Raw genomic sequence first — 25,366 nt, 5'->3', positions numbered from 1 at the left:
TACGCCCGGCCGGGACGGGCGGCTCACTGGCTGCTGATGACCGCCACCGCCACCAACACGACCAGGCCGATCACCGGGGCCAGCACCGACATCACGATGGCGCCGACACCGGCTCCGCGGCCGCGACCGGTCGCGGTCGCCATGATCCCCATCACGAAGGCCGCGATCCCGACCGCGGACAACACCCCCAGACCGGTCCAGGCCGAACCAGCCCCGGCCTCGGCGATCGGCCGGGTATTGGGCACGTCGTAGGCGAGCACCAGGGTGGCGCCCCAGTAGCCCAACCAGATCCCGCCGGCGGTCACCAGCAGGGACAGGATCAGCGCGACGATCCCGAGCGTGCCGGGCTTCGGTTCGCGCGGGCTCGGGACCGGCGCCCCTTGGTGCGGCAGCGGGGCCCGGTACATCGGCGGAGTCTGGTACATCGGCGTGGCGGGGTAGGCCGGCTGGGCCGGGTACGCCGGCGGCGGGGTCGGTGCGGCCGCCGGGGTCGGTGCGGCTGCCGGGGTCGGCTGCGACTGATCGGGCTGGCGTCCCCACGGATCGGTGTTGCTGGATCCGCTCCCGGCGGACCACGGATCCTGTCCGGGCGGGCCGCTCCAGGGGTCGGCCGGCGGCGGGGTGGTGCCATAGCTCATGCGGTCAGTGTAGGTCGCGCGGCCGGGACGACCGGATCCTGAGCAGCTGCGGCTGTGCGGATCGTGTTGTTACTTTGTGGTATTCGGTCGTTATGGGTCGATTGAGGGCATCGACACGCAGGATCCGCACAGATCAGCGAACCGACCCGCGACGAGGCACCTGCCGGCGCCACGCCGTGGAACACTGGGCCCGGCGACGGGAGGAGTTCGGATGGCTGAATTGTTGCCGCGGACGGTCAAGTGGGCCGACACGATGGGCGGGCATCGCCACGACGGCGAGGTCGTTCGGGCCCACCGCGACTCCGCCGCCGCCCTGGCGGCCCGCCCGGCGCACACCCGGGAGGCGCGGGAGGAGTTGGAGGCCCGGCTGCTGCGTCCCGGCGCGACCCTGGCCCACGGCGCCGGGAACCGGGCGATCGAGGAGGAACCCGATACCGAGCGCACCTGTTTCGAACGGGATCGCGACCGGATCGTGCACTCGACCGCCTTCCGCCGCCTGGCCGGGAAGACGCAGGTGGTCGTGCATCCCAAGGATCACGAACGCACCCGGCTGACCCACGCCCTCGAAGTTGCCCAGGTGGCCACCTCGATCGCCCGTGGGGTCGGTGCCAATGTCGCGCTGACCGATGCCATCGCGCTGGGGCACGACTGCGGCCACGGGCCGGGCGGGCACGCCTCCGAGGACGCCTTCGACCTGTTTCTGCCCGAGGGTTTCGATCACGGTCCGTGGGGGGCCGACGTGACCCTCCGGTCGCTGAATCTGTGCGCGGAAACCCTCGACGGAATCCGGAACCACTCCTGGTCCCGGCCGGCGCCGGCCACCGTGGAGGGGGAGATCGTGTCCTGGGCCGACCGGATCGCCTACTGCGCCCACGACCTGGAGGACGCCATTCACGCCGGGGTCGTCGACCCCGAGGAACTGCCGGCCGAGATCGTGTCGGTCGCCGGCCGGACCCGCCGGGACCAGTTGCGGACCTTCGTCCATGCGGTGATCGCCGGGGTCGCAGCCTACGGCGAGGTCTGCATGGCGCCGCGGGAGGCCGCCGCGCTCACCGCGATGCGCCGGTTCAACTACGAACACATCTACACCCGGCCGGACTCACTGGCCCAGGCCGAGGCGGTGGTCCGGGTGCTGCGCGCCCTGGTGGATCACTGCGTGGGCCACCCGGACGTGATGCCGGAGGCCTACCGGGCAGCCAAGGGATCGCCGGAGGTGACCCTGAACGCCGTCACCTGGATCGGTGGGATGACCGATCGGTACGCCTTCGACACCGCGGTACGCCTGCTCGACTGGGACATCCGCGATCTGCCCCGGGCGATCGACGAGGACTGAGCCGGCCGCTCAGCTGTAGGAGATTTCTACGCTGCCGGTCCCGGTGGTGGTGGTGATCTTGTTCGGGGACTGGGGCACGGTGGTCACCCGGTTGTCCACGCGACCGCCCTGGGTCTGCACCTGATAGTCCCCGCGCGGCACTCGGATGTCGGTGCTGCCGGTGTTCGCATTCACCGTCACCGATTCCGGTTGACCGCCCTCGGCATTGACGTCGACGGATCCGGTCCCGGAGGTCACCGTGATCGTCTTGGCGTCGGTGGTGTTGATGTCGAGCGAACCGAGTTCGCCTCGGGCGTCCACGTTCCCGTAGCGGCCGCGCAGGTCGATCGAGCCGGTGCCATTGCGTACGGTGACCGACTCGGCCGAGCCCCGAGCATCGATCGAGCCGGTGTTGGCCTCCAGATCGACCTTGCCGTAGTCACCCCGCAGGTCGATCGAACCGGTCTGCGAGACGACCTTGATGTCCGGAGTGGTGCCGGCCATGCTGCGCGGCAACTGGATGGTGACCGATCGGCTGCCCGGGGTGATCTCCAGGTTGCCGTCGGTGATCTTGTACGCCACGTCCCCCCGGCGCGACTTGATCTGGGCCTGGCTGACATTGGCGTACTCGACGTCGACGCTGGCGGTGGACCCGGTGACGGTCAGTCCGGTGAACGCGCCGTCGATCCGGGTGGTGGCCCCCTGGTTTCCGCCGAAGAGCATGGAGCCGACCACGACGCCACCGACGATCAGCGCCACGGGGGCGGCGCGGCGGCGACGACGGAATCCGCGCGGCGGCGCGGCGGGCGGGTACATCGCGGCCGGCGCCATCGCCGCGGGCCGACGAACCCGGTCACCGTAGCCGTCGTCGGCGGCATTGCCGTAGGTGGCCCGGGGGTTGTACTGCGGGAACGCCTGGGTCGGGCGCGGCTGATCGGTGGGCTGCGGCTGATCGGTGGGCTGCGACTGATCGGTGGGCTGCGGCCGGTCAGTGGGGCTGGGCTGATCCATGAGTCGATCACTCCTTCCCCTCAAGGGTACGGCGGGATGCCCGCCAACCACCCGGCAGCGGGATCGATTCCGGGGCCGGGACCGGGTAAACCCGGAGTCAGGGGCGCAGCCGCTCGGCCAGATCCGTGGGCAGTTCCTTGGCCCGACCGATCAGCGCCGCGGTCACCGAGACCGTGACGAAGTTCGCGGCCAGGATCCCGACCAGCACCAGCAACTGGGCCGCGCCGGCCTGCAGCGGACTCCCGCCACCCAGGAGTACGCCGATGAACGCGCCGGGCAGGGTGACCAGGCCGACGGTCCGGGTCGAGTCGAGTTGCGGGACGATCGCATCGGCGCGCACCCGGCCGATGATCTCCGGGATCACCTCGTGGCGCTGCAGCCCGATCGCCAGTCCGGCCTCGTAGGTGCCGATGTTCGCGCGGAGTTCGGCGAACGCGCGGCGGGCCATCAGGGTGTGCCCGCTCATCGTGTTGCCGATGATGATGCCCGCGGTGGGCAGCAGCGAAATGCCGTTCAGCGGCATCGTGCCGGAGCCGAAGATGATCAGCAGCACCGGCGTGATGCCGCAGGCCATGGCCAGTGCCACCCAGCCGCGCTTCCGAATCGGGATCTCACACCGTTTGGCGGTGGTCCAGGTCGCCACGACGAACATCAGCGCCACGAACAGCGCCGATCCCCACAGCACCTGGACCGCGGCGGTGATGATCAGCGACACCACCGCCAACTGGAGCGCGGCGCGAATCACCGCGATCCAGATGGCCTTGGTCAGATGGAGTTTGGCAATCACCGAGGCGGCGGTGGCGACCAGGGTCAGCAGGACCAGGGCAACCGCCAATTGCCACGAAGGTTCGACGCTCACGCCGTCACCTTACGGTGCCCGAAACGTAACCGGAATTTCTGGATCCGGGGCCGGTGAATGCCCCGCCGGTGTGCAACGCTGGTCGGGTTCAGCAAGGCCTCACCAAGGAGAATCACATGTCGAACTACCAGCCGACTGAGCCCGGCGGCTACGGCCAGCAGCCCTACGCCGGTCAGGCCTACGGCGGCGTTCAGACGCAGGAACACCCCCAGGCGCAGACCACTTTCATTCTGGGAATCGTCGGCATTTTCGTCGGTATCTGCGCGTTCATCGCGTGGTACATGGGCGGCAAGGCCAAGAAGGAGATCGCGGCCGGCGCGCCCTACCAGTGGGGTGGCAACCTCAAGACCGGGTACCTGTTGGGCAAGGTCTTCAGCATCATCTACATCGTCTTCCTGGTCATCTACATCATCGCGATGATCGCCACCGTGATCCTCGCCGCCTCCTCCGGCAGCATGTGATCACTCGCCCACGCGCGAACTGAGGGCCGCCGGTTGTTCACCGGCGGCCCTCAGTGGCAAAATCACAATTGTGCCCCGACGCACCGGTCGTGGGAACCCCACAACTCTGACGTGCGTCAGACCACCGACAAGCGTCGCCGATTCCAGGAGCAACATGTCCTACCAGCAGCCGTACAACCCCGCCGAGCCCGGCGGCTATGGGCAGGGCGACCCGTACGCCCCCCAGGATCCGTACGCGCAGCCCTACCCGACGCAGGATCCGTACGCGCAGCCCTACCAGGCGCAGGATCCGTACGCTCAGCAGGTCACTCCCTATGTGGCCGGCGCCTACGGGCAGCAGCCGGAACACCCGCAGTCCCAGACGGTTCTCATCCTCGGGATCGTGGGTATCTTCACCGGCGTCTGCGCCTTCGTCGCGTGGTACATGGGCGGTCAGGCCAAGAAGGAGATCGAGGCCGGCGCTCCCTATCAGTGGGGTGGCAACCTCAAGACCGGCTATCTGTTGGGCAAGGTCTTCAGCATCATCACCATCGTTGTGGTGGTGCTGTACGTGCTGATCTACGCCATCATCTTTGCGGCCATTCTGGCTTCCTGAAACTACCTTCGGCAGGAGACGACATGTCGTACCAGCAGAATCCGAATGACCCGCAGGGCTACCAGGGCGGTCAGTCCTACGGCTCGGCGCCGGACCAGTACGGCCAGCAGGGTTACGGCCAGCAGGGTTACGGCCAGCAGGGCTATGGTCAGCAGGGCTACCCGCAGCAGCCCTACCAGCAGCAGCCCTACCAGGCGTACGGGGCCACCGCGACCCAGGAGCACCCGCAGTCCCAGATGGTTTTCATCCTCGGCATCGTGGGCATCTTCACCGGCGTCTGCTCGTTCATCGCGTGGTACATGGGCGGTCAGGCCAAGAAGGAGATCGAGGCCGGCGCCCCCTACGCCTTCGACGGCAATCTGAAGACCGGCTACATGTTGGGCAAGATCTTCAGCATTATCTACATCGTGTTCATCGCGCTGTATGTGGTGTTTTTCGTCGTGTATTTCATCTTTATCGCCGCGGTCATCGGCGCTAGTTCTCGGTACTGACGCGCACTGACCCCCGCCGTCCGGTGGCCCCACCCGTATGGGTGGGGCCATTTTTTGTCGGGACTGGTGGGTCCGGGGTGATTCTCGCGACGACCGGCACCCGTCGGCGTGGCGGGTACTATGCCCACGTGGCCGGGAGAATCAGGGATGAAGATGTCGCAGAGGTCCGCGCCCGGGCCCGCATCGATGAGGTCGTCTCCGGCTACCTGACCCTGAAGAACGCCGGCGGCGGGTCGCTGAAGGGGCTGTGCCCGTTCCACTCGGAGAAGACCCCCAGCTTCCAGGTCACCCCGTCGCGGGGGCTGTACTACTGCTTCGGGTGCGGCGAGGGCGGGGACGTGATCACCTTCCTGCAAAAGGTCGACAATCTCTCCTTCGCCGAGGCCGTCGAGCAGTTGGCCGACCGGGTCGGCGTCCAGTTGCGGTACGCCGACGGGTCCGGTCCGGGCACCGAACCGGGGCTGCGTACCCAGATTCTGGAGGCGAACGCCGCGGCCGCGGAGTACTTCGCCGAACAACTGACCGGCGCCGACGCGTTGCCCGGGCGACAGTTCCTCGACCAACGCGGATTCGATCGGTCCGCCGCCGAACATTTCTCGATCGGCTGGGCGCCCCAGGGCGGCAAGCAGCTCGGGAAAGTGCTTCGGGAGCGTGGCTTCCGGCCCGAGGTGTTGGTCCGGGCCGGCCTGGTCCGGGAGAACGGCTGGGACTTCTTCCAGGGCCGACTGCTGTGGCCGATCCGCGATTCCGGACGCCACGTGTTGGGCTTCGGGGCCCGACGGATCCTGGACGAGGATCGGATTCCCGCGAAGTACATCAACACCCCCGAGACCCCGGTGTACAAGAAATCCCACGTCCTCTACGGCCTCGATCTCGCCCGGCAGCAGATCGGCAAGAAGGCCCAGGCCGTCGTGGTCGAGGGCTACACCGATGTGATGGCGGCCCATCTGTCCGGAGTGGACACCGCGGTCGCCTCCTGCGGGACCGCGTTCGGCGCCGATCACGCCAAGCTGCTGCAGCGCCTGATGGGCAACCATGACGCCTTCCACGGCGAGGTCATCTTCACCTTCGACGGGGACGCCGCCGGTCAGGCCGCCGCGATCAAGGTGTTCAACCTGGACCGGACCTTCATCACCCAGACCTATGTCGCGGTCGAGCCGACCGGCCTGGATCCGTGCGATCTGCGACTGCAGAGCGGGCCGGAGGCGGTCCGGGAACTGGTCGGGCGGCGGGTCCCGCTGTACCGCTTCGTGATGCGCAATGTGCTGGACTCCTACGACCTGGATCGTGCCGACGGCCGGTTGGCTGCGCTGCGGGCGGCCGCGCCCCTGGTCGGCAGCATTCGGGATGCCTCGCTGGTGGATGCGTACGTGCGCGAACTCAGCGGCATGCTCGGGATGGACCTGGATACCGTGCGCGCCGCGGTGCACCGGGCCCGGAGTTCGCGGCCCGGTGAGGATGCGGCCGTGGTGGTCGAGCCGAAACCGGACCGGACGCAACTGCCCGATCCCGATGATCGGGAGCTCGAGGTGGAGCGGGACACCCTGAAGCTGCTGCTGCAACGCCCGCAGTTGTTCGGGGCCGACTGGGAGATCAGCGCCGAGGACTTCACCCACCCCGGCTACCGCGCCCTGTACGCCGCCACCGAGCAGGCCCGCGACGCCGAGGGGGACTGGACCCAGCGCGTCCTGGCGATCTGCGGGCACGGCCTGCTCGGCCAGTTGGCGATGGAGCTGTCGGTCGAGCCGCTGCTGCACGAGCCGGATGCGGCGTACGTGGATGCCTATCGCGCCAAACTGCAGTTGTTGACCTGCGTACGCCGGATCGGCGACCTCAAATCGAAGCTGCAGCGTACGAACCCGGTGGAGAACCAGAGCGACTACAACCGGCAGTTCGGCGAACTGCTGTCGCTGGAGCGGACCCGCAAGCAGCTGCAGGCCCGCAGCCTGGGCGGAATCACGCTCTGACCGGGCCCGATCCGGGGCTGTGAGGGCGTCCACACCACCGGTGTTGTCCGTGTGCGGACCGCCGGCGCTGTCCACAGCCGGGCGCGATCCCGGCTCGAGCAGCCCTGCGGTGGCCACGCTTGGGACATGGACGTCATCGATCAGATCTGCCGCCGTTCCCCGGACCTGCTCACTGCCACCGACGAGGCCCGCCTCGCCGCCGCCATCGAGGCCGGGCTGTACGCCGCGGAGTGCCTCGACCACGGGCACTACCCGCAGCGGGCCACCCCCGCCGAACTGCACGAACTGGTACGCCGGGGCGAACGCGCCCGGGACCGACTCGTGCTGGCCAACGTACGCCTGGTCGCCCGCCTGGCCCGCCGGGAGGCCACCCGCTCGGCGGAGGAGGCATCGGAGTTGTTCGCCGAGGGGCTGCTCGGGCTGTTCGAAGCGGTCCAGCGGTTCGACCACCGGCGCAACCTGCGGTTCTCCACCTACGCGGTGCCCTGGATCCGCACCCATGTGCGGGCGGCGGCGCGCAGTCCGCACCTGACTCGGTACTGGGCCGGCCGGCTGGCCGAGGTCCGGGCGGCGAGTGCGGCGCTGACCCAGCAACTCGGCCGGATGCCGACCGATGAGGAGGTGGCCCAGCGCGTCGGCCGGCCCCGGGCCTGGGTGGAGGAGCTGCTGAACCGGAGCATGCCGGCCGAGTTGGACCGCCCCGACGGTGGCGAGGTCCAACTGCGGGACGACACTGCCCAGCGCGAGTTCGACCGGGTGCTGGAATCCGGGGCCCGGGTCGATCTGTTGGCGGAGTTGAGCGGCCTGGACCGGGTGGTGATCGAGCTGCGGTACGGCTTCGGCGGCCCGGTCTGTTCCCAGGCCGAGGCGGCCCGCCGCCTGGGCATCAGCGCGGGTCGGGTCCGCCGCGCTGAGGAGCGCGCCCTGGACCGGCTGCGCGGGGTGTGCACCCGTCCGGAACCGATCGCGGCGTGAGCGCCGGCTCCCGATTCGGGCGGGCGCTCGACCGGTTGGCCGGCTGGGCAGAATGGGGCCATGGCACTCTTTGGCACGGCCGGTCCGGATTCGCAGACGCTGGCGGCGGTGGCCCGGCTGATCGAGCAGAAGCCGCGGGTCCTGGTCGCGGTGCCCACCGAGGACGGCTGGTGTCTGGGGCTGCCCGATCGGCTGGTCTGGTCCGACCCGATCGTCCCCGGCGGGTGGCGCCAACTCGGCTGGCACGAGATCGAGCGGGGCCAGTACAACGCCGAGACCGGGACGCTGCGCTGGACCACCGTCGAGGGCCGGGCGGGCAGCGTACGCCTGCCGAAGCCGGGGAACCTGCCGGGACTGTTCCGGGATCGGGTGAACGCCTCGATCGTGGTTCGTCAGCAGGTGGAGGTGGAAGGGACCCTCAACGGTGCCCAGCTGAGCGGGCGCCGCAACCTGGGGGACAACTCCCTGACCTGGCACATCAGTCGGGGCAAGGGCACCCCGAACACGCCCGAGCTGACCGCGGAACTGGAGGGCAAGCTGGCCGACCTGCGGCGCGAGTTCGGGTGACCTGAGCGCCGGGTACGATCACCGGCGACTTCGGTATCGGATCACAGGGGGAGTGCCATGCCGAATCTTGCTGTCGTGCTGCTGGTCGCCGGTGCGGTCCTGGTCCTGCTCATCGTGCTCGACCTGGCCCGGCGGGTGCCGCTGATCAATCCGGTGGTGGTGGGGATCTGCGTACCGCTGGTGCTGAACGCGCCGCTGCTGGGCCGACTCGGCTACCGGGAGCTGGGCCCGGACGGGCTGTGGATCCTGGCCGTCTTCGGGCTGCTGCTGCTCTGGTTCTGGATCCGGCTCACGGTGGCCCCGGTGCGCGACGGAGTACCCACCGGCCTGCGGCTCAAGGCACTCGGCGGGGCCGCCCCGATCCTGTGGGCCCTGTGCTGGGCGACGATCGTGGAGGCGGTGGTGCTGCCGCTGTCGTTCGTGCTGGAGGAGTCGGTGGTGCCGTTGTGGCTGCTGGTGACCAACACCGGGTTCGCGCTGGGCTGTTGCCTGTTGCTGTATCTCGACGGGGCACTGCGGGCGATCCTGCTGTCGCGCAGTCTGAGCCCGGCCGGGAAGGTGTTCCTGCTGGCGACACTGTGGATCCCGGTGATCGGCTGGGTGGCCGGCGTCGGGGTCGGGCGTACGGTCCGCAAGGAGTATCTGGCGGCGGTCGACCGGGTGCAGTGGGAGTCGACGATGCCCGAGGACCAGCGCTGCGCGACCCGGTTTCCGATCATCCTGGTGCACGGGGTGGGGTGGCGCGACTACCGGCTGTTCAACGCCTGGGGCCGGATTCCGACGTATCTGAAGCGGCACGGTGCCACCATCTTCCACGGGGAACAGCAGGGCTGGGGCAGCATCGAGGCCAACGGCACCCAGGTCGCCGCCCGGATCGACCAGGTGCTCGAGGAGACCGGGGCCGGCAAGGTGAACCTCATCGCCCACAGCCGTGGTGGCATTGATTCCCGGTACGCCATCTCGGCGCTCGGCATCGGGGACAAGGTGGCGAGCCTGACCACCATGAACAGCCCGCACCATGGGGTCCGGTTCGCCGACACGGCCACCAAACTCAAGGAGCCGCTCTACCGCCGGCTCGCGGCAGCGGTGGACTACACCTTCGGGGTGGCCGGGGACGAGTCGCCCGACTTCTTCGCCTCGACGATGGCGTTCCGGACCCGGACGGCGCGGGAGTTCAATCGGGCCCACCCCGACGACCCGCGGGTCTACTACCAGAGCTACACCTCGGTGATGAGTTCCCCGGCCGGTGACCGGTTGCTGGGGCCCTCGTACCGGGTGATCAAGGCCCTCGGCGAGGAGAATGACGGCCTGGTCTCGGTCGACTCGGCCAAATGGGGCGAGTTCCGCGGGGTGATCCGCAGCAGTACTCGGCGCGGGGTCTCCCACGGAGATCTGGTCGACATGCACCGGGAGGATTTCGCCGGGTTCAATGTGCTGGATGCCTACATCGGCATCGTCGCGGACCTGAAGCAGCGCGGCTTCTGACCATCGGCCGGTCCGCATGGCCGGTCCGGCCCGCGACAGGACTGGTGGCGTTGGGGCTTCGTGCGATAGGAAGTTCGCCGTCGGGGCTTCGTGCGATAGGAAGTTCGCCGTCGGGGCTTCGTGCGATAGGAAGTTCGCCGTCGGGGTTTCCCGCGACAGCCCGGACCATCCGGCGACAGTAACCATGTTCTCGCGGGCGCTGCAGCAGATGCGGGAAGCGTTCCGGATCGCTGGATGTCGGGAACCGACGCGGGACCTTGACCCGAGCTGCCGATTCGAGTGCGCGGCGGGTGGTCAAGTCCTGTTGGGTGGGTCTTTGGGGTGGTTCATGGGGGCGCTGCTCGCGGGCCCAGGCAGGCCCCGCGGGTCCAAATACGGCCCGCGGTTGCTCAGGGCTGCTCGCTGGTCCAAATCCGGCCCGCGGCCCCTGCAGGGCCCGCGCACCCGAACCCGACCCGCGCACCCGAACCCGACCCGCGCACCCGAACCCGACCCGCGCACCCGACAGGCAGATCGCGGGCTTCATGACGGTACGCGGTTCCTCATGCCTGCTCGCTGGCCCAAATCCGGCCCGCGGCCCCTGCAGCGCCCGCGCACCCGAACCCGACCCGCGCACCCGAACCCAACCCAGCGGATACCAGATCGGCATCGTTGTCCGTCCGGGGATCCACCCCGCGGGCATCCAGGAGGAGTCAACGCGTCGATTTGCCTCGCTCCCGGGTTCGTTGCTAATGTTTCTTCTCGCGCCCACGGTGGTGGGAGCACGGTCCCCCGTAGCTCAATTGGCAGAGCATTCGACTGTTAATCGAAGGGTTACTGGTTCGAGTCCAGTCGGGGGAGCCACACGCAACAGGCCTCTGACTAGGTGAAACACCACCAGTCAGGGGCCTTTCCAATTCCAGCGTGCAGGTTGCGTGCAGGATGGTCGGCCCCGCTTCCACAGGGAGAGCAGCAGCCATGACCGTCACCACCGAATCGTTCACACCTCCGCCGACGTCGTGCCCGTCCTGGTGCACGCTGCCGGCCGGCCATCCGTGGGAGCACTACTACGGCCTGGGCGCGACCCGGTACCACTCCCGCAAGGTCTGGACCGGTGCGGCTCAGCGGGTCGAAGTCCTCACCCAGGAGGTCGCCTACTCCGCTACCGACGTTCGCACGCTCGGGCCACATCTGAGCCTCGGGGATGACCACGGCTATGTTCCGTTGACCGCGCTCGAGGCGCGCGAGCTCGCGGCCGCCCTGGTCGAAGCTGCTGCCGAGCTCGAGGGAATCGAGGGGACGCTGTGACGGCCGTTAGTGAGGGCTTCGTGAGCATCTCTCCGGAGGTGGCGCGCTACATCCAATCGGGCCCGGTCGGCTTCGAGGTCAGCTACCAGCATGATCGGGAGACGCACTCTGTCTGTCACAGCCTCACCCGTCACGGGGTCCGGGTTGAGCTCTGGTACTCCGTCGATGTGCACGGGGAACTGATGGAAGATCCGGCGGTGTGGGTCGAGCGTGTGGACCTGGGTGAGGCGGGCGGATCGCTCACCGTCGCACAGGCCAAGTTCCTCGGTGACACGCTCGCGGAAGTGGCGCGGGTCGCGTCCGGGTGGCCCCTGGTCGGGGACACCGATTGACGCGATGGGGTGTGCCAGACACACCAGATCGATCCCGATGCCCTAACTACTAGTGAGGTCATCGATTCGATTGCCCGCCCAGGGCATGTCAGACGCACACCCTACGCGAATCGCCCCCGGCACCTTACTCGGTGCCGGGGGCTTGCATATGCCCTATGCCAGACATACCCCACCGGCATAACTTTCCCCGATCCGCTCAACTTCCGGAAGACGGATGTTGAGGGGTACGCGCCAGTGCGTACCCACAGGAATTGCCGTGCTGGGCGCTGTGAGGCTCGCAGGGGTACCCGTCGGAGACTTCGAGGCCGTCAGAGCGGCGTACAGGGCCGGGGCGGATGGGGTTAGTCCGAGTAACCCCATCCGGGGCCCAGGTCGACGGTGAACGCTTTCCCCTCGCGGCCGGTCGGCTCCTTGCAGAGCTCCTGCAGGGCCTTGATGTCGGAGGGCCACAGCTTCCATCCGGCCCTGGTCCGGGTGTCGACGGTGGTCGTGTTGGCGAACGGTCCGGCGGTCATCTGTTGGGTCTGGAGTCCGCCAGAACCGGCTTTGCCCCACCGTTCGAGCGTGGCGAGCATGATCAGCTTGGCCTCGGCTAGCTTCCCCGTGTCCGGGGCATCGGTGAGGCAGGGCGCTACCCGTGACACCTGCGAGTTGAGCGCTGCAATCATCAGGTCCAGCAGGATGCTGTCCCCGATGGTCGCCGCGATCCCGGCAGGCACCTCTGCGGGTTCCAGGATCATCACGGGCAGCGTCCCTAGCGGTCGGCGTGGAACAGGGCCTGTGCGACCGAAGCGCCGCCGTTCTGGTTCTTCGGTTGCTTGCCCTCGGTGGGCACGTAGTTCCCGCCGGCCAGCTGTGCGGCATCGCGGGCGGCGTCACGGGCTAGGAGCGCGTCGGCCTGGGCGGCCAGCTGTTCCTCGTCGGTGCTGGTCAGGAACAGGTCCGCATCGGCGCGACTGATACCCCGGTCAAGGGCGACCCGGTACCGGGCCGCTGCCTGGTTGGCTGCGGCCCGGGCCTGGTCGATGTCGGCCTGGGTAAAGACCGGTTCGGCGTGCTGGTCGCTCACGGGGTCGGGACCTTGACGGTGAACTTGACCACCCGCTCACCGTTCATCACCTTCGCACCGAAGCGGAACGTTCCCCGGATCGCGTAGGAATCGGCGGTGAAGTAGGCGTGCTCGCTGGTCGCGTACTCCACCGGCGACGCTGCGGCCGCAATGGAACGCCGGTCGAGCACCAGGCCCTCGGTGTCTTCCAGAGCGAAGGTGACCAGCACCGGAATCCCGAGCAGGGTCGAGGCTGCATCCCCCGAGCCGGCCCCGAGCAGGGACTGTGCCGAGCCGGTGGTGACCTTCAGCTTGCGGAGCTCGGCCCAGGCCAGCGGGGACAGCAGAATGTGCGACGGGGTCCCGCCGGATGCCTGGATCCAGGAGACCGCATCAATCAGGGTGTCGAGGTTGCCACTGACCTCCCCGGCATCGCTGATGCTCGAGGCGAGCACGCCGGTCGGGGGGATCACCGCCGGCGGGACAGGGGCAGTCTGGTTGAGGAACGCGACATCGGCCGACTTGATGATCTGCTTGGCCATCTCGTGAACGATGAGCTCCTGGGCGTTCGCCTGCTCGAGCTGTTCGCGGGAGATCCGCAGCAGGCACGACACCTTGCCGGTGGATACGGCGACCTCGGACAGGTCCGGCTCCGACAGGGTGATGTTGGTGCCCTCGGGAGTGAAGCCGGCCACCAGGGACGTGTCATCGACGTACGGCACCCGGACCACGGGCGCATCCCCGTCGGCGGATCCGAGCACGGTGGCGCATTGCATGACCAGGGCGTCGGGGATTGCGTCCTGCGGGGGCAGCGCAACAACGTCGGGGCTCCAGCTGATCGCGCTGGTAGTGGTGGTAACAGTCATGGGCTGTTGTCCTCTCTGATGATTCGGTTCGGCTGCTGGGGTCCGGCCGGCGGTGCTTGCTCTGGTCTGGCAGCAGACCCGGGCCGGGGAAGAATTCCATCCGTCAGGCGGAGGGAATTCCTGGAACTACCCCGGCCCGGTGCAGCAACCGACCGGAAGAGAGGCCCACCGGCAAAAAAATTCTCTCACGCGTCGGTTAGCCGTGACTCACCGAACACGCGGGGATCCCCTGGGCGGAGGGGCCGGTTAGCGGCGGTTCACCAAAAAATGTTGGACACACACACGCGCCTATCCGGGAAAGGCGGATTTTCGGGCCCCCCGGGGGGTCCCTCCCCACCCCGGCGGGCCCGCTGCGGCTACTGCTGTTCGGCTTCCATCGCGGAAATCGTTGCGTCGATGTCGGCCAGGATCTGCCGCTGGATTGTGGTGAGGACTGTTCCGGGTTGACCGAGTTGGCCGGCGAGCCCTCGGCAGATGTCGGCCAGGACCAGGACCAGGACCGCGAACGATCCATCTTCGGCAGTCCCTCGGATGAGTCGGAGTGTGCCGTCCTGGTCGCCCCGGCCCGTGGCGTGGAGCAGGGCGAATGCGTCAGCGACTGCGGCGCGATTGAGTCGAGCGTCTTCGAGGTGGGTCATTGCGTTGCCTCTCGGTTGTGGTTGGGCGTGGTGTGGTCGATGGCTCCCCAGACGCCTGCTGTCTCGTACTGGCCGGCCTCGGCGCATGGGTCGAGTACCGGGCAGGAGAGGCAGAGCGTTGCGGCGTGAGCGCGTTGCTTGGGATCGGGTGAGGTGAATGCTTCGGCGGTTCCGAACGTGCCGCAGGGAACTTGTTGGTTGAGCTCGGCGGCTGCGACCAGGGCGAGCTCGAAGCGAACTCGGGCGGTCACTGACATGGCAGAACGTTCCTCGGTGCCTGTTCGGTGTTGCTGTCTCGGCGGGGCCGGCGTCGGGTCTCGGCTGTGCAGTGGGGGCAGCCATAGCCGCGATGGTTGACCGGCCATAGGTGGGCGCGGCAGACCCAGCCAGTGAAGGGCACCCAGGCCGGAACGCGGGGGTACTCGAGGGGGGGGGGCTGGTCGAACGGGTCGAGGGGGGCCTGGTCATATCGGTTGGTCACAGGTGCGCTCCTGGTCGGAGTGGTTGGGTGCGAGCTCGAAGGGGGCCGGTAGTAGCGGACGCCCTTCGTGGGTAGCCGGCTCGGGTGCCGGTCATCGGGTCACCCTCATTTCAAGTGAGGGTCGCGAGCTCGAGGGGGTCACTACTGCTGACCCCCTTTTGTGGGCTCGGGTGCCGGTCATCGGGTCACCCTGCTTTCGGGTGGCCGGTCGCGTACTTGGCCCGGCACGAACTCGTGCCCGGGGTTGGCGTGCTTGCGGTGCTGCTCTCGGGTCATGCCGCAGTCACAACGGCTGGGCGTGTAGTGCCAGCCGTCGCGGGGTGCGGGGAGCCAGGGCCACTCCTGGCAGAGGGGGCAGGTGTCGGCGTTGCGGCGGTGCAGGCAGAGGGTTGCCCGTGGGTAGCCGGGGCGCGGGTCGGTGCCGGGCGTGAGTCCGTCCCCGCTCACGCTGCGCCGCCCTGGTCCTCGGTCTGCCGCCAGCGGGTGTGATGCCGTGCACAGGTGGCAGCGCCCGGGGTTGCAGCGGTATTCCGGCCGCAGTCGGGGCAGGTGTTGCGCTCGGTTGCCGGGCGGACCCTGGGCTCGGTGGGGGCGCGGTGGGCGCGATCACCTAAGAACTGACCGTCAATGCCGTCAACAGTGTCAAAGCCCTTAGGACTCCCCTTGTCTAAGGACTGACCGTCAATGGTGTCAACAGTGTCAAAGTCCTTAGGGTCTACCGTCTGGTCTATTACAGGTTTGACACCTTTGACGGTAGGACCGTAGAGGCCGGTGCTGATTTTGGTGATTCGCTCACTGTCGGAAAGCCGCTTGAGGTAGCCGCCGGCATTCCTGGTGGCGTTGTCTCCGGTGAAGCCGGGGACGGCTGCGACCACTTGACCCGCTCGAACGCCTTCGGGGTGCTGGTTGACGTAGCGCAGTACTGCGGCCTGCAGGTCTCCCAGGTTGCTGGTTGCCTGCCGTTCCTCGGCTGCTGCGGCCGCGTCGGCCAGGTCGTCACCGGTGAGGGCCCAGTGACCGCCGGCGGCTGTGACTGCGTACTGACCATCGCTCACGTCCCGGCCGGTGATGTTGATCAGCCCTTCGTCCTCGCCACGCTTGCGGCTGAGGTTCAGGGTGAAGTCGGCAGCACCGTTGAGGCCGTTCGTTCCTGAGGTGGACTCCATCCAGTCCTCTGTCTGGGCCTTGCGGACGTGGTGCACGACCAGGACGGTCGAGCCGGGGTGATCGTCAGCTAGCCGCTTGAGCTGGGCACCGATCCGGTAATCCCGGTCGTACGGGGATTCGCCGGGCAACTTCTGCGGCATGACTCGCCCTAGGGTGTCTAGGACTGCTACCGGGCTAGCGTCGTCGCCCTGGGCGTCGAGCCATGCGGCCATAAGGTCGAACGCCTGATTGGGTCCGGTGACCTCGGTCCGGTACTGGAAGTTTCGCGGGATTGGTGCATCCTCTCCCAGTAGCTGCCGGCACCGGGCCTGTAGTCGCCGCTCCCCATCTTCGAGAGCCAGGTAGAGCACTGGGCGGGGCCGGCCTACAGGGAGCTTCCCCAGGGCGCTCCCGCCGGTGGCGAGGGCCAGCGCAGTCCCCAGGACCAGCCATGACTTGCCGATCTTGGGCGCTCCGGTGAGCAGTCCGAGCCCTTCGGGGACCAATCCGGGGATTGCCCACTGCAGCGGAGGGAACACCTTCGCGTCGAGCTGGTCACCGGTGCGCACCAGGTCGAGAATGCTGGTCTCGATCATGCAGCATCACCGATCCCCAGGACGGCGCGCATGTCGTCATCCCACAGCGACGGGTCAGCCATGATCACGGCCTTGGCTCGGCAGGCCTCGGCCAGGTCGGCCAGCTCGGCATCCTTGGCCGCTCGGGATTCCGGTGTGGTGTTGCGGCCGATGAAATCACCGGGCCGGCGTCGGCAGTCCTCGAACACCTGGGCGCGACGTAGCCAGTAGTCAGCGGTCGCCTCAGCCAGGGCATCCTGTAGCGCGCGACGGGTGAACTGGTCGGCCCAGTCCGTTAGACTGACTTCAGCGCCTGCGAACGCTTTCCCAGTCCCCTCGGTTGCCCGACCGGGGGGATTACTTTGTCCCTCGGTCATCCGGCCACCGCCGGAATCGGACGGAAGGCTGCGTCAACTTCGTCCAGGTCGACGCGTATGACTCGCCGGTTGAGCCGGTAGCCGGTGATCTTTCCGGACGCGATCAGTCGGCGGATGGTGTCAACGGATACGTCCCAGCGCTCTGCTGCGACTTCTTGGCGCACATACTTCGCGTGCGCGGGGAGATCCTGGGGTTTCTTCGGATAGGGCACGATTGCCTCCAGGGCAGGGGGAACCTACCCGGGGCTGGCCCGGCGAAACGTAGTGGAACTGTAGCGCGACTTGTGCCGACTTCTACAGAAGAACACTCCGGAGGTGGGCAAGGTCGATGGTGGTGACCCCGGCGACCCGCAGGCGCTCCAGTACCGGCTCGAGCCGGGCCCCGCGGCTCTGCAGTGTGTGACCGCAGTCGGAGCACCGAAACCGCCACCAGGTGCCGCCCATCTTGCGCCCGGTCCGGCGGTCGGTCAGGAGCTTGGCGCGCGCGGCGGGGTCTCGCAGGACCTGGCCTCTCTCGGTGGTCGTGAGCTCGGCCAGGACGCCCCACTGAGTCCGGAGGGCGTTGCCGCCGTCGCGCCACTCGAGGAATCCGAAGGTCTCACCCTCGGTCGGCGGGGTGTGGTGAGTGATCACCGTGACGGTTCGGGTGTCGGCGGTGACGTCCGGCCGGCCCTGGTGGGAGCACGTCACGGTCAGTCGGTAGCTGTCAGGCATGCTCGGCCATCCTCGAGAGTGCTTCGGCAATCTGGGCGTCACGGTCCTTCGCGGCGTGCTGGTAGCGCATCGCAGCTGCTGGGGTCGAGTGCCCCAATCGCGCCATGAGCTCGGCCAGGGTCGCGCCGGTCTGCGCGGCCAGGACGGCGCCGGAGTGGCGTAGGTCGTGTAGTCGCAGGTCGGGCCGGCCGGCAGCCTCGGCGGCTCCCTTGAATCCGCTCGCGGACTCGTTCACTACTCGGCCCTTGATCAGCCGCGTACGGCCGGGTTTCCCGTTCAGCGTGGATTGCGCCAGGTGCCCACCGTTGCGGCCGGTGAACAGGAGCGCGTCCGGCCTGCGCTCCACATAGGTATCGAGGTGTTCGCGGACCACGGGCACCAGGTGTGGCGGGATGGTCACCCAGCGGATCCCGGCCTCAGACTTGGGCGTTGTCACCTGCCGTTCACCGTCGACCAGGACAACACCGCGCTGTACGTGGATTCGGTTCTTGCGTCGCACGTCGATATCGGAGCGGCGTAGCTCGGTGACCTCACCGAAGCGGAGCGCACACCAGGCCATCAACAGGATGGCCAGCCGGTACTGGGGTTTCATGTGCGACACGATCACCTCGAGCTCGGCGACCGTGGCCGGCTCCACCTTGTGCGCGGGCTTGGTCCTGGTCGCGCCGCTGATCGTGCACGGGTTCTTCTTGATCAGCTGGTCGGCCTCGGCGGCCCGCAGGATCGAGCCCAGGAGCGCGTAGGCGTGTGCGGTGTAGGTCGGGGTCTCGTCGGCTTCGAGGGTGCGAAGCCAGACCTTCACCATTGACTCACTGACGTGCTTGAGCTCCAGGTCTCCGAGCTCGGGCAGGATCCGGGTGTCGAGCAGCTTCCTGTAGTGAGCGAGGGTCCGGGCCTTGAGCGGCTTCCCGTCGCTGCGTCGGTGGGAGTCGAGCCACTGGCCGGCGTACTCGGCCAGGGTGATCCCTCTGGCGTGCCGTGACTTCTGCCGCTCGGCCGGGGGAGTCCATTCGTCAAGAGAGATCAGGCGACGCTCTGCGGCCAGCCATGCCTCGGCGTCTTCGAAGGTGTCGAAGGTGGCGGGTGCGTAGTGAAGTCCGGTGTCCGGACCGGTGTAGAACGCCTGGACCCGCTTCGACGGTAGGCGTCGGAGCTGACCGAATCCGCGCTTGCGTTTCGTCATGTGTGGGGACCTTCCGTGCAGGATACGTGCAGGATTAAAGCCATTTTAAGCCCACATCTGCCTACTTGTGCCTATCCGACATTCCCACTACTGTATTGCGTAACACCTAGTGAGAAGCATGTCTGATGCGTCCCAGCTCAGTTAGGGAAGGTTCACCGTGTTACTGGTTCGAGTCCAGTCGGGGGAGCCAATGGCAACAGGCCTCTGCACCGGGAACACTACTCCGGGGCGGAGGCTTTTGTTGTTCGGGGCCGACCCGGTGCGCGGTCGGCTGAACGAAGGGGATGTCGGTGAGTGAACCGGTGGCGGTGGCGCAGGTCAATGAACTCGAACCGGAGTCGGCCATCCGGATCCCGGCGGACCGCTGCGGGGCCACGGAGGACATCGCCCTGGTCCGGGCCGAGGACGGCACCTTCTACGCCATCTCCGACCTGTGTACGCACGCGGAGGTCTCCCTGTCGGAGGGGTTCGTCGAGGGCAGCCTGATCGAGTGCCCCGGACACGGCTCCCAGTTCTGCCTGCGCAACGGTCACCCGCAGATGCCGCCGGCCAACGTCCCCGTGCGGACCTATCCGGTCGAGGTTCGCGGCGACCAGGTGTGGCTCACCCCGGTCCCGAACCCGGTCGAGCCGTGACCGGACCGGCCTTCGCCGCCGCCGACTCGGTGCTGCGCCGGCCCGGCGTACGCACGCTCGGCTCGCGCGCCGACCTGGCCGACGCGCTCGCCCAGATGGCCCCCGGCCTGCGGTTGGTGGTGGCCGGCGGCGGCGTACTCGGCTCCGAACTGGTCGCCGCCGCGGTCGAGGCCGGCGCCGTCGCGGCCCTGGTCGACCCCGACCCGGCTCCGCTGACCCCGCTGCTGGGTCGCGAACTCGCCGAGGTGGTGATGGCCCGGCACCGCGCCCACGGGGTCGCCACGATCCTCGGGGCGATCACCGGCGTACGCCCGGACCCGGAGCATCCGGGCCGGCTGGTGGTCGAGGTCGGACCGAAGTTTCTGCCGGCAGATCTGGTCGCCGTCAGCGCGGCCGACCCGGCCGACGCCCCGACCCGCCACCTGGCGCTGTACCGCTCGCGGATCGAGCGCCTCGGCGACCCGGGCGCGGACGGGGAGACCCTGCTGCGCATCATCGCTGGCGAGCCCCGGTACGCCTTCCGCATCCGGGGGCACCGGCTGCTCGGGGCGGTCGCCATCGACCCGGCTCCGAGCGAAGTTGCGGCGCTGACCCGGCTGATCGAATCCGGGGCGGAGGTGGACCGGGACCGGCTGTGTCGTCCGGAGATAGGACTCGAAGACGTGGCCAGGTGAGTCCCGCAGTGCCTAGGCTTGCCCCCAACGGGGTTGGGGGATCCCGCTACGGGGGGAGAGCATGCACAGCGAGATCGTCGGCCCGGTGCCGACCGGTGCGCCGCGATGAGTCCGGGGTACGTCCTCCCGCAGGGGCCGACGCCCCCGTCTCGGTCGCCGGTGGCGACCCGACCGCCGGGCGCCGCACCACCACCCGGAGCCCAACCACCACCCGGAGCCCCGCCGCCGCACCGGAGGCGCCGGATCGCACTTGTCGCCGCGGTCGTGGTCACCACGTTGGCCGTGCTGGCCTCGGTGCTGATGGCGGTCACCGCGCGGCCCCCGACCGAGCCACCGGTCGCCCGCTGGGTCGGCTCGACCGGCATCCGCACCGGCTATGCACCGGGATCGGTCCCGCTGCTGCTGGAAGTTGCCGCGCTGCCGGTCCGCTCCATCCCGATGGCGTCGCCGTGGATGGACGGCGCCCAGGACTTCACCGCCCTGGCCGAGGCAAGGTGGGTGCTGGAGACCACCCATCCCGACGGTGCGCAGCGCTTCTCCGAGATGGGGGAGCAGGGCCTGCTGGAGCACGCGGTGGAATCCGGCGACCAGTGGCAGGCCTACAGTCCGGCGCGGATGGTGCTGCCCACCGATCCGCGGGCCGGGCAGACCTTCGAGTCCAGCGGTACGCTGCGCCGCAACGACGGAACCGCGGTCGCGTACCGTACCCGCGGCGAGATCGCCGGCGACGGGGACTGCCTGGTGATCCGGTTGACCGACAGCGTCGACGGGACCGACACCACCACCCAGCAGACCCGGTGCCCGGACCGCGGACTGGTGGCCTTCGAGGACGCACGCGGCGCCTGGCGGGCCGGTGACCTGCGACCACCCACCCTGGTCGGGCTGACCGCCGGCACCGGGCAGGGTCGGCTCACCGGAACTCCGCGTCTGGTGGCCGGCATGCTGCACCGCGGCACGCTGTCCATCGGCGTCAACGCGGTCAGTCCGGTGGCCCACTTCACCTCCGGCGGGCACGTGATCGCCGGGCAGTCCGAGGGCGCGCTGATCGCCTTCGACGACGACCTCAACATCCGGTGGCAGCGCGTCCCGGGCGGCTACATCACCTCGGTGGCCGCGTTCGGAGACCTGATCGTGGCCACCACGAGTTGGGCCCGCGTGGTGACCTACGACCGCAACGGGACGTATGTGTGGGAACAGACCCTGCCGGAGGCGGCCGTCGGCGAACCGGCCGCCCTGGACGATGGCGCCCTGGTGGTCCGCAGCCGGGACGGCAGCGTGACCAGCCTCGACCTGCGTACCGGAGCCCAGGGCTGGCAGACGCGCGCGCCCGACCCGGCCAGCGGGATCCGGGTCGCCGACGGACAGGTGGTCCTGCGCGGCCTGAAAGGTGTCCGGGCCCTGTCGGCGGCGGACGGGCGCGAGTTGTGGTCGGTCGATACCGGCTCGGACGTGGTCGCCATGCTGGCCACCGAGGCGGGCTGGTGGGTCGCCGACTCCTTCAGCGGGCTGCGGCTGATCTCCCCGGACGGGACGGTGCGCTATCGCGGTTCACTGCCAGGACTTCCGCGCGAGATCTGGCCGACCGCCGAGGGCCTCATCGTGGTCACCGACACCGTGGTCCTGGGGCTGACCCCCGACGGATCGGAGCGCTGGCGTGTGGCCACCGAGCCCTTGGTGACCAGCGCCCCGCTGCAGGACAAGGTTCTGCTGCTCAGCGGTCAACACGCCTTCACGATCGACGACCGCGGAGAGCTGACGGCCCTGCCCGACGAACTCGAGAACAACAACCAGTGGAAGCTGTCGGTGGATCCGCAGGGCCGGATCTGGATCACCGGAGCGGTCCGGCTGCTGGGGAGGTGGCAGTGAACATCATCGTGGACATCGCCCGCCAGGTTCTGTGGCTGCCGATCCGGCAGGGGTCGCCGGACCCCCGCCAGTGGCCGACCGCGGTGCGCCTGGCCATGGTCCTCGCCGCGGCGGCGATCGTGGTCGGAGCGACCACCGCGATCAGTGACATCTGGCTCCCCGGCGGTCGACTGATTGCGATGTCGAACGGCACCCTGCTGCCGGATTGGTCGATCCCGGTGCTGTTGTGGCTGGCCGCGGTCATCTGGGCGCTGGCGATCACCGGAATTCTGCACGTGCACTGGCTGCCGAAAACGGTGCTGACGCTGTTTGCCGTGATGAGCCTGGCGATGATGGGGCTCAGTCCCTATCCGGTGTCGCTGGCGGTGACGCTGCTGGCCCTGGTGGCGCTCATCGTGGTCATCGTGGTGCGCTCGTTCTTCAAGCAGCACTGGCTGGAGTTCCCGATCGTCCTGATGCTGGTGAGCGCGGTCGTCTTCGGGCCCGACCTGGTCGCCCCGCTGCGGGCCGGCGAGGAGCTGCGGCTGCTCGGGCTCTCCGGGATGTTGAGCGCCACCCAGGTGCTGACCGTGCCCATCCTGATCGGGGCCGGGCTGGCGTACGCCCAGATCTCGGTGACCCTGGTCCAGGCGGTGGTCCAGCGCAGCTACCGGATCTCGCGCCGTATCCCCGCCCTGTGGTACGCCCTGTTCGCCGTCCTGATCGCGGTGATTGTCGTCCAGAGCATCGAGGGGGTCCGGGGCGGCTCGGATGCGTGGCAGCCGAGCACATTTGTGTGGTCGTTGGGGCTGGTGCTGATCGCCGCCACGGTCTACGCCCTGGTCTGCCGGCGCCGCCCGGTGCTGGATGTGGAGTCGTGGAGTGCGCTGACCGTACCGATCACCGCCTGGATGATGGTTCCGATGATCGTCATCGTCGCGGTGATCCAGTCCTCGGCCGTCGTGCTGCTGTTCAGCGTTTCCGCCACCCAGCAATTCCTCGGCGTGGCCGGGGATATTCCGGTCAACCTGGTCCAGCAGGTCGGTCGCGGACTGCTCGGGGTGGCGCTGCTGGTGCTGTTCGTCCGGCGCAGCCGGCGCGGCGAGCACAATACGACCTTCGTGGTGCTGGTCGCCGCGCTGTTTCTGGTCCTCGGGGCGGTGCCGTCGTTGTCCGGGAGGCGGGTGAGCGGGGGACTCAGCCCGGAGGCCATCGGGCTGATCGCCGCGGTCGCCGGCCTGGCCCTGTTCGCGTGGCAACTGATTCGCCGTCGGGCCGAGCGCAACCAGGGGCTCGGGCTGCTCCTGGTCCTGGGGCTGGTTGCGCTCTACCCGTTCCGCCAGGCGCTCGGGGAACCGATGGAAGTCATCTCCGGGGTCGCCACCCTCGGCCTGCTGCTGCCGCTGCTGTGGCGCATCCTGACCGAGGGGGAGTGGACCCGGGCCGGTTCCCGGGTTTTCCCGCTCGGCTCCCGGGTGCTGCTCTATGCCGCGTACACGCTGCTGGCCGTCACGCTGGTGGCGTACAACGCGCTGGCCTCGACCTCGAGCATGCTGGACCCGAACACCCTGCAGGAACTCGGTGACTTCCTGCTCGGAACGCCCCTGTTCGTGACCGCGCTCGCCTTCGGCCTGACCCAGATCGCCACCAGTGGGACCGGGACGGCGGCGCGGCAGCCGGTGCCGACCCCGGTCGGGTCAGCGCCCCAGGTCCGTCAGAAAGTCTGAGGCCCAGCGGTCGATGTCGTAGGTGAACACCTGCTTGCGCATGGAGCGCATCCGGCGGGTGCGCTCCTTGGGCGAATCGTTGACCGCCTCCAGCATCCGGGCCTTCATGCCGTTGATGTCGTAGGGATTGATCAGGTAGCTCTGCTTGAGCTCCTGGGCCGCCCCGGCGAATTCGCTGAGGATCAACGCGCCGTCGTTGTTGCTGCGGCAGGCGATGAACTCCTTGGCGACCAGGTTCATCCCGTCGCGCAGCGGGGTGACGACCATGATGTCGGCAGCGGTGTACATCGCGGCCATCTCCTCGCGCGGATACGACGAGTGCAGATAGGTCAACGGCTGGACCCCGATCTTGCCCAGGTCGCCGTTGATCCGCCCGACCAGTCGATCGATCTCGTCGCGCAGCAGGCGGTACTCCTCGACCCGCTCCCGCGACGGGGTGGCCACCTGCAGGAAGACCACCTCGTCGGAATCGAGCTCACCCTCGGCGACCAATTCGCCGAAGGCGCGCAGCCGCTGCTTGATGCCCTTGGTGTAGTCCAGCCGGTCGATCCCCAGGAAGATCCAGCGGGGGTTCCCGAGCTCGGCGCGGATCTCGGCGGCCCGCTGCTGCACGTCCGGCTGCTGGGCCAGGGCCTGGAAGCCGGCCGCGTCGATCGAGATCGGGTACGCCTTCGCCAGCGCCCGCCGGCCGTCGGGCAGGCCGATCCAGCCGGCCTTGGACTCATACCGCAGCCGGAGCCGGACCGCTTGGCGGAAGTTCGCCGCACCGGCCGGGGTCTGGAAGCCGACGATGTCGGCGCCCAGCAGGCCCTGCAGGATCTGATCGCGCCACGGCAACTGGTTGAACAGTTCCACCGGCGGGAACGGGATGTGATTGAAGAACCCGATGCGCAGGTCGGGGCGCAGCGCGCGCAGCAGCGACGGCACCAATTGCAACTGGTAGTCCTGCACCCACACGGTCGCCCCCTCGGCGGCGATGTCGGCGATCTGCTTGGTGAAGCGCTGGTTCACATCCACATAGGAGTCCCACCACTCGCGATGGAACTCGGGGAAGGCAACCCCGTCGTGGTACAGCGGCCACAGGGTCGCGTTCGACATGCCCTCGTAGTACTCGGCGAGTTCCTGGGTGGACAACGGCACCGGGACCAGCTGGAGCCCGTCCTCGACGAACGGCTCCAGGGTCTCGTCCGGGGCACCGTGCCAGCCGACCCAGGCGCCCTGCTGGGCCCGCATCACCGGGATCAGTGCGGTCACCAGTCCGCCGGGCGAAGTACGCCACGCGACGGTGTCGTCGGGCAGGGTCACCCGATCCACGGGCAGCCGGTTGGCCGCCACGACGAAGTTGGCGAGACCGGACGCGGCGCCGTCGGCGGCCTGGTCGCGATCGGCGGAATCGGTACTGGACGGGTTCATGAGGGCCTCCTGGGGTCAGTCTAGGGGGCCGGTTCCGGTGCCGTGCGGCGCATGGTTGGCTGGG

Annotated in this window: 28 protein-coding genes and 1 tRNA gene; 15 read left to right on the top strand and 14 right to left on the bottom strand. The window is 68.6% G+C overall.

What is annotated here, in order from left to right; translation table 11 throughout:
* Positions 1-23 precede the first annotated feature (23 nt).
* Positions 24-638, bottom strand: a complete 615-nt coding sequence (locus G531_RS0102355; RefSeq protein ID WP_026926028.1) for a hypothetical protein — start codon at positions 636-638, stop codon at positions 24-26.
* A 211-nt stretch (positions 639-849) separates the two neighbouring features.
* Between G531_RS0102355 and G531_RS0102350 the strand changes: the two genes are divergently transcribed.
* Positions 850-1,971: an HD domain-containing protein gene (locus G531_RS0102350; protein WP_026926027.1), complete on the top strand. Its 1,122-nt coding sequence runs from the start codon at positions 850-852 to the stop codon at positions 1,969-1,971.
* Between the two features lie 9 nt (positions 1,972-1,980).
* Here the strand turns inward: G531_RS0102350 and G531_RS0102345 are convergent, their stop codons facing one another.
* Both G531_RS0102345 and G531_RS0102340 read right to left on the bottom strand, forming a co-directional pair.
* Positions 1,981-2,961, bottom strand: a complete 981-nt coding sequence (locus G531_RS0102345) for a DUF4097 family beta strand repeat-containing protein (RefSeq protein WP_026926026.1) — start codon at positions 2,959-2,961, stop codon at positions 1,981-1,983.
* Between the two features lie 97 nt (positions 2,962-3,058).
* Positions 3,059-3,820, bottom strand: coding sequence for an ABC transporter permease (locus G531_RS0102340; RefSeq protein WP_081683747.1), 762 nt, complete (start codon positions 3,818-3,820; stop codon positions 3,059-3,061).
* A gap of 116 nt (positions 3,821-3,936) precedes the next feature.
* On the opposite strand from G531_RS0102340, the gene G531_RS0102335 reads away from it, so the two are divergent.
* From G531_RS0102335 to G531_RS0102290, 10 genes are all read left to right on the top strand, one after another.
* On the top strand, positions 3,937-4,281 hold the full coding sequence (locus G531_RS0102335; protein WP_026926024.1) for a hypothetical protein: 345 nt from the start codon (positions 3,937-3,939) through the stop codon (positions 4,279-4,281).
* Between the two features lie 154 nt (positions 4,282-4,435).
* A complete protein-coding gene (locus tag G531_RS24250; RefSeq protein WP_051214926.1) occupies positions 4,436-4,876 on the top strand; it encodes a hypothetical protein in 441 nt (146 codons plus the stop codon).
* 23 nt (positions 4,877-4,899) lie between these two features.
* Positions 4,900-5,367 carry a hypothetical protein gene (locus G531_RS26375; protein ID WP_026926023.1) on the top strand — a complete coding sequence of 156 codons (468 nt, stop codon included), beginning with the start codon at positions 4,900-4,902 and terminating at the stop codon, positions 5,365-5,367.
* A 128-nt stretch (positions 5,368-5,495) separates the two neighbouring features.
* Positions 5,496-7,334, top strand: coding sequence for a DNA primase (gene dnaG, locus G531_RS0102320; RefSeq protein WP_026926022.1), 1,839 nt, complete (start codon positions 5,496-5,498; stop codon positions 7,332-7,334).
* A 126-nt stretch (positions 7,335-7,460) separates the two neighbouring features.
* Complete coding sequence (locus G531_RS0102315) at positions 7,461-8,309, top strand: sigma-70 family RNA polymerase sigma factor (RefSeq protein ID WP_026926021.1); 849 nt, start codon at positions 7,461-7,463, stop codon at positions 8,307-8,309.
* A gap of 60 nt (positions 8,310-8,369) precedes the next feature.
* Positions 8,370-8,876, top strand: coding sequence for a hypothetical protein (locus tag G531_RS0102310; RefSeq protein ID WP_026926020.1), 507 nt, complete (start codon positions 8,370-8,372; stop codon positions 8,874-8,876).
* Between the two features lie 57 nt (positions 8,877-8,933).
* Positions 8,934-10,361 carry an esterase/lipase family protein gene (locus G531_RS0102305; RefSeq protein WP_051214925.1) on the top strand — a complete coding sequence of 476 codons (1,428 nt, stop codon included), beginning with the start codon at positions 8,934-8,936 and terminating at the stop codon, positions 10,359-10,361.
* A gap of 767 nt (positions 10,362-11,128) precedes the next feature.
* Positions 11,129-11,204, top strand: a tRNA-Asn gene (locus G531_RS0102300).
* A 114-nt stretch (positions 11,205-11,318) separates the two neighbouring features.
* Positions 11,319-11,648: a DUF6907 domain-containing protein gene (locus G531_RS0102295; protein ID WP_026926018.1), complete on the top strand. Its 330-nt coding sequence runs from the start codon at positions 11,319-11,321 to the stop codon at positions 11,646-11,648.
* 20 nt (positions 11,649-11,668) lie between these two features.
* Positions 11,669-11,980, top strand: a complete 312-nt coding sequence (locus G531_RS0102290; protein WP_026926017.1) for a hypothetical protein — start codon at positions 11,669-11,671, stop codon at positions 11,978-11,980.
* Between the two features lie 341 nt (positions 11,981-12,321).
* Here G531_RS0102290 and G531_RS19845 read toward each other — a convergent pair whose 3' ends face one another.
* From G531_RS19845 to G531_RS0102245, 10 genes are all read right to left on the bottom strand, one after another.
* A complete protein-coding gene (locus G531_RS19845) occupies positions 12,322-12,720 on the bottom strand; it encodes a hypothetical protein (RefSeq protein WP_060929975.1) in 399 nt (132 codons plus the stop codon).
* Positions 12,721-12,734: 14 nt separating this feature from the next.
* Complete coding sequence (locus tag G531_RS19840; protein ID WP_026926016.1) at positions 12,735-13,049, bottom strand: hypothetical protein; 315 nt, start codon at positions 13,047-13,049, stop codon at positions 12,735-12,737.
* On the bottom strand, positions 13,046-13,894 hold the full coding sequence (locus G531_RS0102275) for a phage major capsid protein (protein ID WP_026926015.1): 849 nt from the start codon (positions 13,892-13,894) through the stop codon (positions 13,046-13,048). The genes G531_RS19840 and G531_RS0102275 overlap by 4 nt, the downstream gene beginning before the upstream one ends.
* A 356-nt stretch (positions 13,895-14,250) precedes the next feature.
* Positions 14,251-14,532: a hypothetical protein gene (locus G531_RS0102270; protein ID WP_026926014.1), complete on the bottom strand. Its 282-nt coding sequence runs from the start codon at positions 14,530-14,532 to the stop codon at positions 14,251-14,253.
* The gene (locus G531_RS25070) at positions 14,529-14,789 is read right to left on the bottom strand and encodes a WhiB family transcriptional regulator (RefSeq protein ID WP_162143132.1); all 261 of its coding nucleotides are present in this window, start codon (positions 14,787-14,789) and stop codon (positions 14,529-14,531) included. Before G531_RS25070 ends, G531_RS0102270 begins: the two co-directional genes overlap by 4 nt.
* 667 nt (positions 14,790-15,456) lie before the next feature.
* Entirely contained in the window at positions 15,457-16,755 is a 1,299-nt protein-coding gene (locus G531_RS19835; RefSeq protein ID WP_051214922.1) for an AAA family ATPase, read from the bottom strand.
* On the bottom strand, positions 16,752-17,111 hold the full coding sequence (locus tag G531_RS25575; RefSeq protein ID WP_145978556.1) for a hypothetical protein: 360 nt from the start codon (positions 17,109-17,111) through the stop codon (positions 16,752-16,754). Before G531_RS25575 ends, G531_RS19835 begins: the two co-directional genes overlap by 4 nt.
* On the bottom strand, positions 17,108-17,323 hold the full coding sequence (locus G531_RS25065; protein ID WP_035756846.1) for an excisionase family DNA-binding protein: 216 nt from the start codon (positions 17,321-17,323) through the stop codon (positions 17,108-17,110). The genes G531_RS25575 and G531_RS25065 overlap by 4 nt, the downstream gene beginning before the upstream one ends.
* Before the next feature lie 82 nt (positions 17,324-17,405).
* Complete coding sequence (locus G531_RS0102250) at positions 17,406-17,825, bottom strand: hypothetical protein (RefSeq protein ID WP_026926011.1); 420 nt, start codon at positions 17,823-17,825, stop codon at positions 17,406-17,408.
* On the bottom strand, positions 17,818-19,008 hold the full coding sequence (locus G531_RS0102245) for a tyrosine-type recombinase/integrase (protein WP_026926010.1): 1,191 nt from the start codon (positions 19,006-19,008) through the stop codon (positions 17,818-17,820). The genes G531_RS0102250 and G531_RS0102245 overlap by 8 nt, the downstream gene beginning before the upstream one ends.
* Positions 19,009-19,298: 290 nt before the next feature.
* On the opposite strand from G531_RS0102245, the gene G531_RS0102240 reads away from it, so the two are divergent.
* From G531_RS0102240 to G531_RS0102225, 4 genes are all read left to right on the top strand, one after another.
* Positions 19,299-19,643 (top strand): non-heme iron oxygenase ferredoxin subunit, encoded by a 345-nt coding sequence (locus G531_RS0102240; RefSeq protein WP_026926009.1) that lies wholly within the window; start codon positions 19,299-19,301, stop codon positions 19,641-19,643.
* Complete coding sequence (locus tag G531_RS0102235) at positions 19,640-20,317, top strand: FAD-dependent oxidoreductase (protein ID WP_026926008.1); 678 nt, start codon at positions 19,640-19,642, stop codon at positions 20,315-20,317. Before G531_RS0102240 ends, G531_RS0102235 begins: the two co-directional genes overlap by 4 nt.
* Positions 20,318-20,581: 264 nt before the next feature.
* Positions 20,582-22,183 (top strand): outer membrane protein assembly factor BamB family protein, encoded by a 1,602-nt coding sequence (locus tag G531_RS0102230; protein ID WP_026926007.1) that lies wholly within the window; start codon positions 20,582-20,584, stop codon positions 22,181-22,183.
* On the top strand, positions 22,180-23,889 hold the full coding sequence (locus G531_RS0102225; protein WP_026926006.1) for a hypothetical protein: 1,710 nt from the start codon (positions 22,180-22,182) through the stop codon (positions 23,887-23,889). The genes G531_RS0102230 and G531_RS0102225 overlap by 4 nt, the downstream gene beginning before the upstream one ends.
* Here G531_RS0102225 and G531_RS0102220 read toward each other — a convergent pair.
* On the bottom strand, positions 23,860-25,302 hold the full coding sequence (locus tag G531_RS0102220) for an alpha,alpha-trehalose-phosphate synthase (UDP-forming) (protein WP_081683744.1): 1,443 nt from the start codon (positions 25,300-25,302) through the stop codon (positions 23,860-23,862). The two genes, G531_RS0102225 and G531_RS0102220, sit on opposite strands and share 30 nt — an antisense overlap.
* Positions 25,303-25,366: the final 64 nt, after the last annotated feature.

Source organism: Granulicoccus phenolivorans DSM 17626 = NBRC 107789 = JCM 15570 (assembly GCF_000423085.1).
Taxonomy (GTDB): domain Bacteria; phylum Actinomycetota; class Actinomycetes; order Propionibacteriales; family Propionibacteriaceae; genus Granulicoccus; species Granulicoccus phenolivorans.
This window is presented reverse-complemented; position numbering and strand designations above follow the sequence as displayed.

Excerpts from the sequence above, each read along its gene's own strand:
- G531_RS0102355 (WP_026926028.1), bottom strand. The coding sequence starts at position 638 with ATGAGCTATGGCACCACCCCGCCGCCGGCCGACCCCTGGAGCGGCCCG.
- G531_RS0102350 (WP_026926027.1), top strand. The coding sequence starts at position 850 with ATGGCTGAATTGTTGCCGCGGACGGTCAAGTGGGCCGACACGATGGGC.
- G531_RS0102345 (WP_026926026.1), bottom strand. The coding sequence starts at position 2,961 with ATGGATCAGCCCAGCCCCACTGACCGGCCGCAGCCCACCGATCAGTCG.
- G531_RS0102335 (WP_026926024.1), top strand. The coding sequence starts at position 3,937 with ATGTCGAACTACCAGCCGACTGAGCCCGGCGGCTACGGCCAGCAGCCC.
- G531_RS24250 (WP_051214926.1), top strand. The coding sequence starts at position 4,436 with ATGTCCTACCAGCAGCCGTACAACCCCGCCGAGCCCGGCGGCTATGGG.
- G531_RS26375 (WP_026926023.1), top strand. The coding sequence starts at position 4,900 with ATGTCGTACCAGCAGAATCCGAATGACCCGCAGGGCTACCAGGGCGGT.
- G531_RS0102315 (WP_026926021.1), top strand. The coding sequence starts at position 7,461 with ATGGACGTCATCGATCAGATCTGCCGCCGTTCCCCGGACCTGCTCACT.
- G531_RS0102310 (WP_026926020.1), top strand. The coding sequence starts at position 8,370 with ATGGCACTCTTTGGCACGGCCGGTCCGGATTCGCAGACGCTGGCGGCG.
- G531_RS0102305 (WP_051214925.1), top strand. The coding sequence starts at position 8,934 with ATGCCGAATCTTGCTGTCGTGCTGCTGGTCGCCGGTGCGGTCCTGGTC.
- G531_RS0102295 (WP_026926018.1), top strand. The coding sequence starts at position 11,319 with ATGACCGTCACCACCGAATCGTTCACACCTCCGCCGACGTCGTGCCCG.
- G531_RS19845 (WP_060929975.1), bottom strand. The coding sequence starts at position 12,720 with ATGATCCTGGAACCCGCAGAGGTGCCTGCCGGGATCGCGGCGACCATC.
- G531_RS0102275 (WP_026926015.1), bottom strand. The coding sequence starts at position 13,894 with ATGACTGTTACCACCACTACCAGCGCGATCAGCTGGAGCCCCGACGTT.
- G531_RS0102270 (WP_026926014.1), bottom strand. The coding sequence starts at position 14,532 with ATGACCCACCTCGAAGACGCTCGACTCAATCGCGCCGCAGTCGCTGAC.
- G531_RS25070 (WP_162143132.1), bottom strand. The coding sequence starts at position 14,789 with ATGTCAGTGACCGCCCGAGTTCGCTTCGAGCTCGCCCTGGTCGCAGCC.
- G531_RS19835 (WP_051214922.1), bottom strand. The coding sequence starts at position 16,755 with ATGATCGAGACCAGCATTCTCGACCTGGTGCGCACCGGTGACCAGCTC.
- G531_RS25575 (WP_145978556.1), bottom strand. The coding sequence starts at position 17,111 with ATGACCGAGGGACAAAGTAATCCCCCCGGTCGGGCAACCGAGGGGACT.
- G531_RS0102250 (WP_026926011.1), bottom strand. The coding sequence starts at position 17,825 with ATGCCTGACAGCTACCGACTGACCGTGACGTGCTCCCACCAGGGCCGG.
- G531_RS0102245 (WP_026926010.1), bottom strand. The coding sequence starts at position 19,008 with ATGACGAAACGCAAGCGCGGATTCGGTCAGCTCCGACGCCTACCGTCG.
- G531_RS0102220 (WP_081683744.1), bottom strand. The coding sequence starts at position 25,302 with ATGAACCCGTCCAGTACCGATTCCGCCGATCGCGACCAGGCCGCCGAC.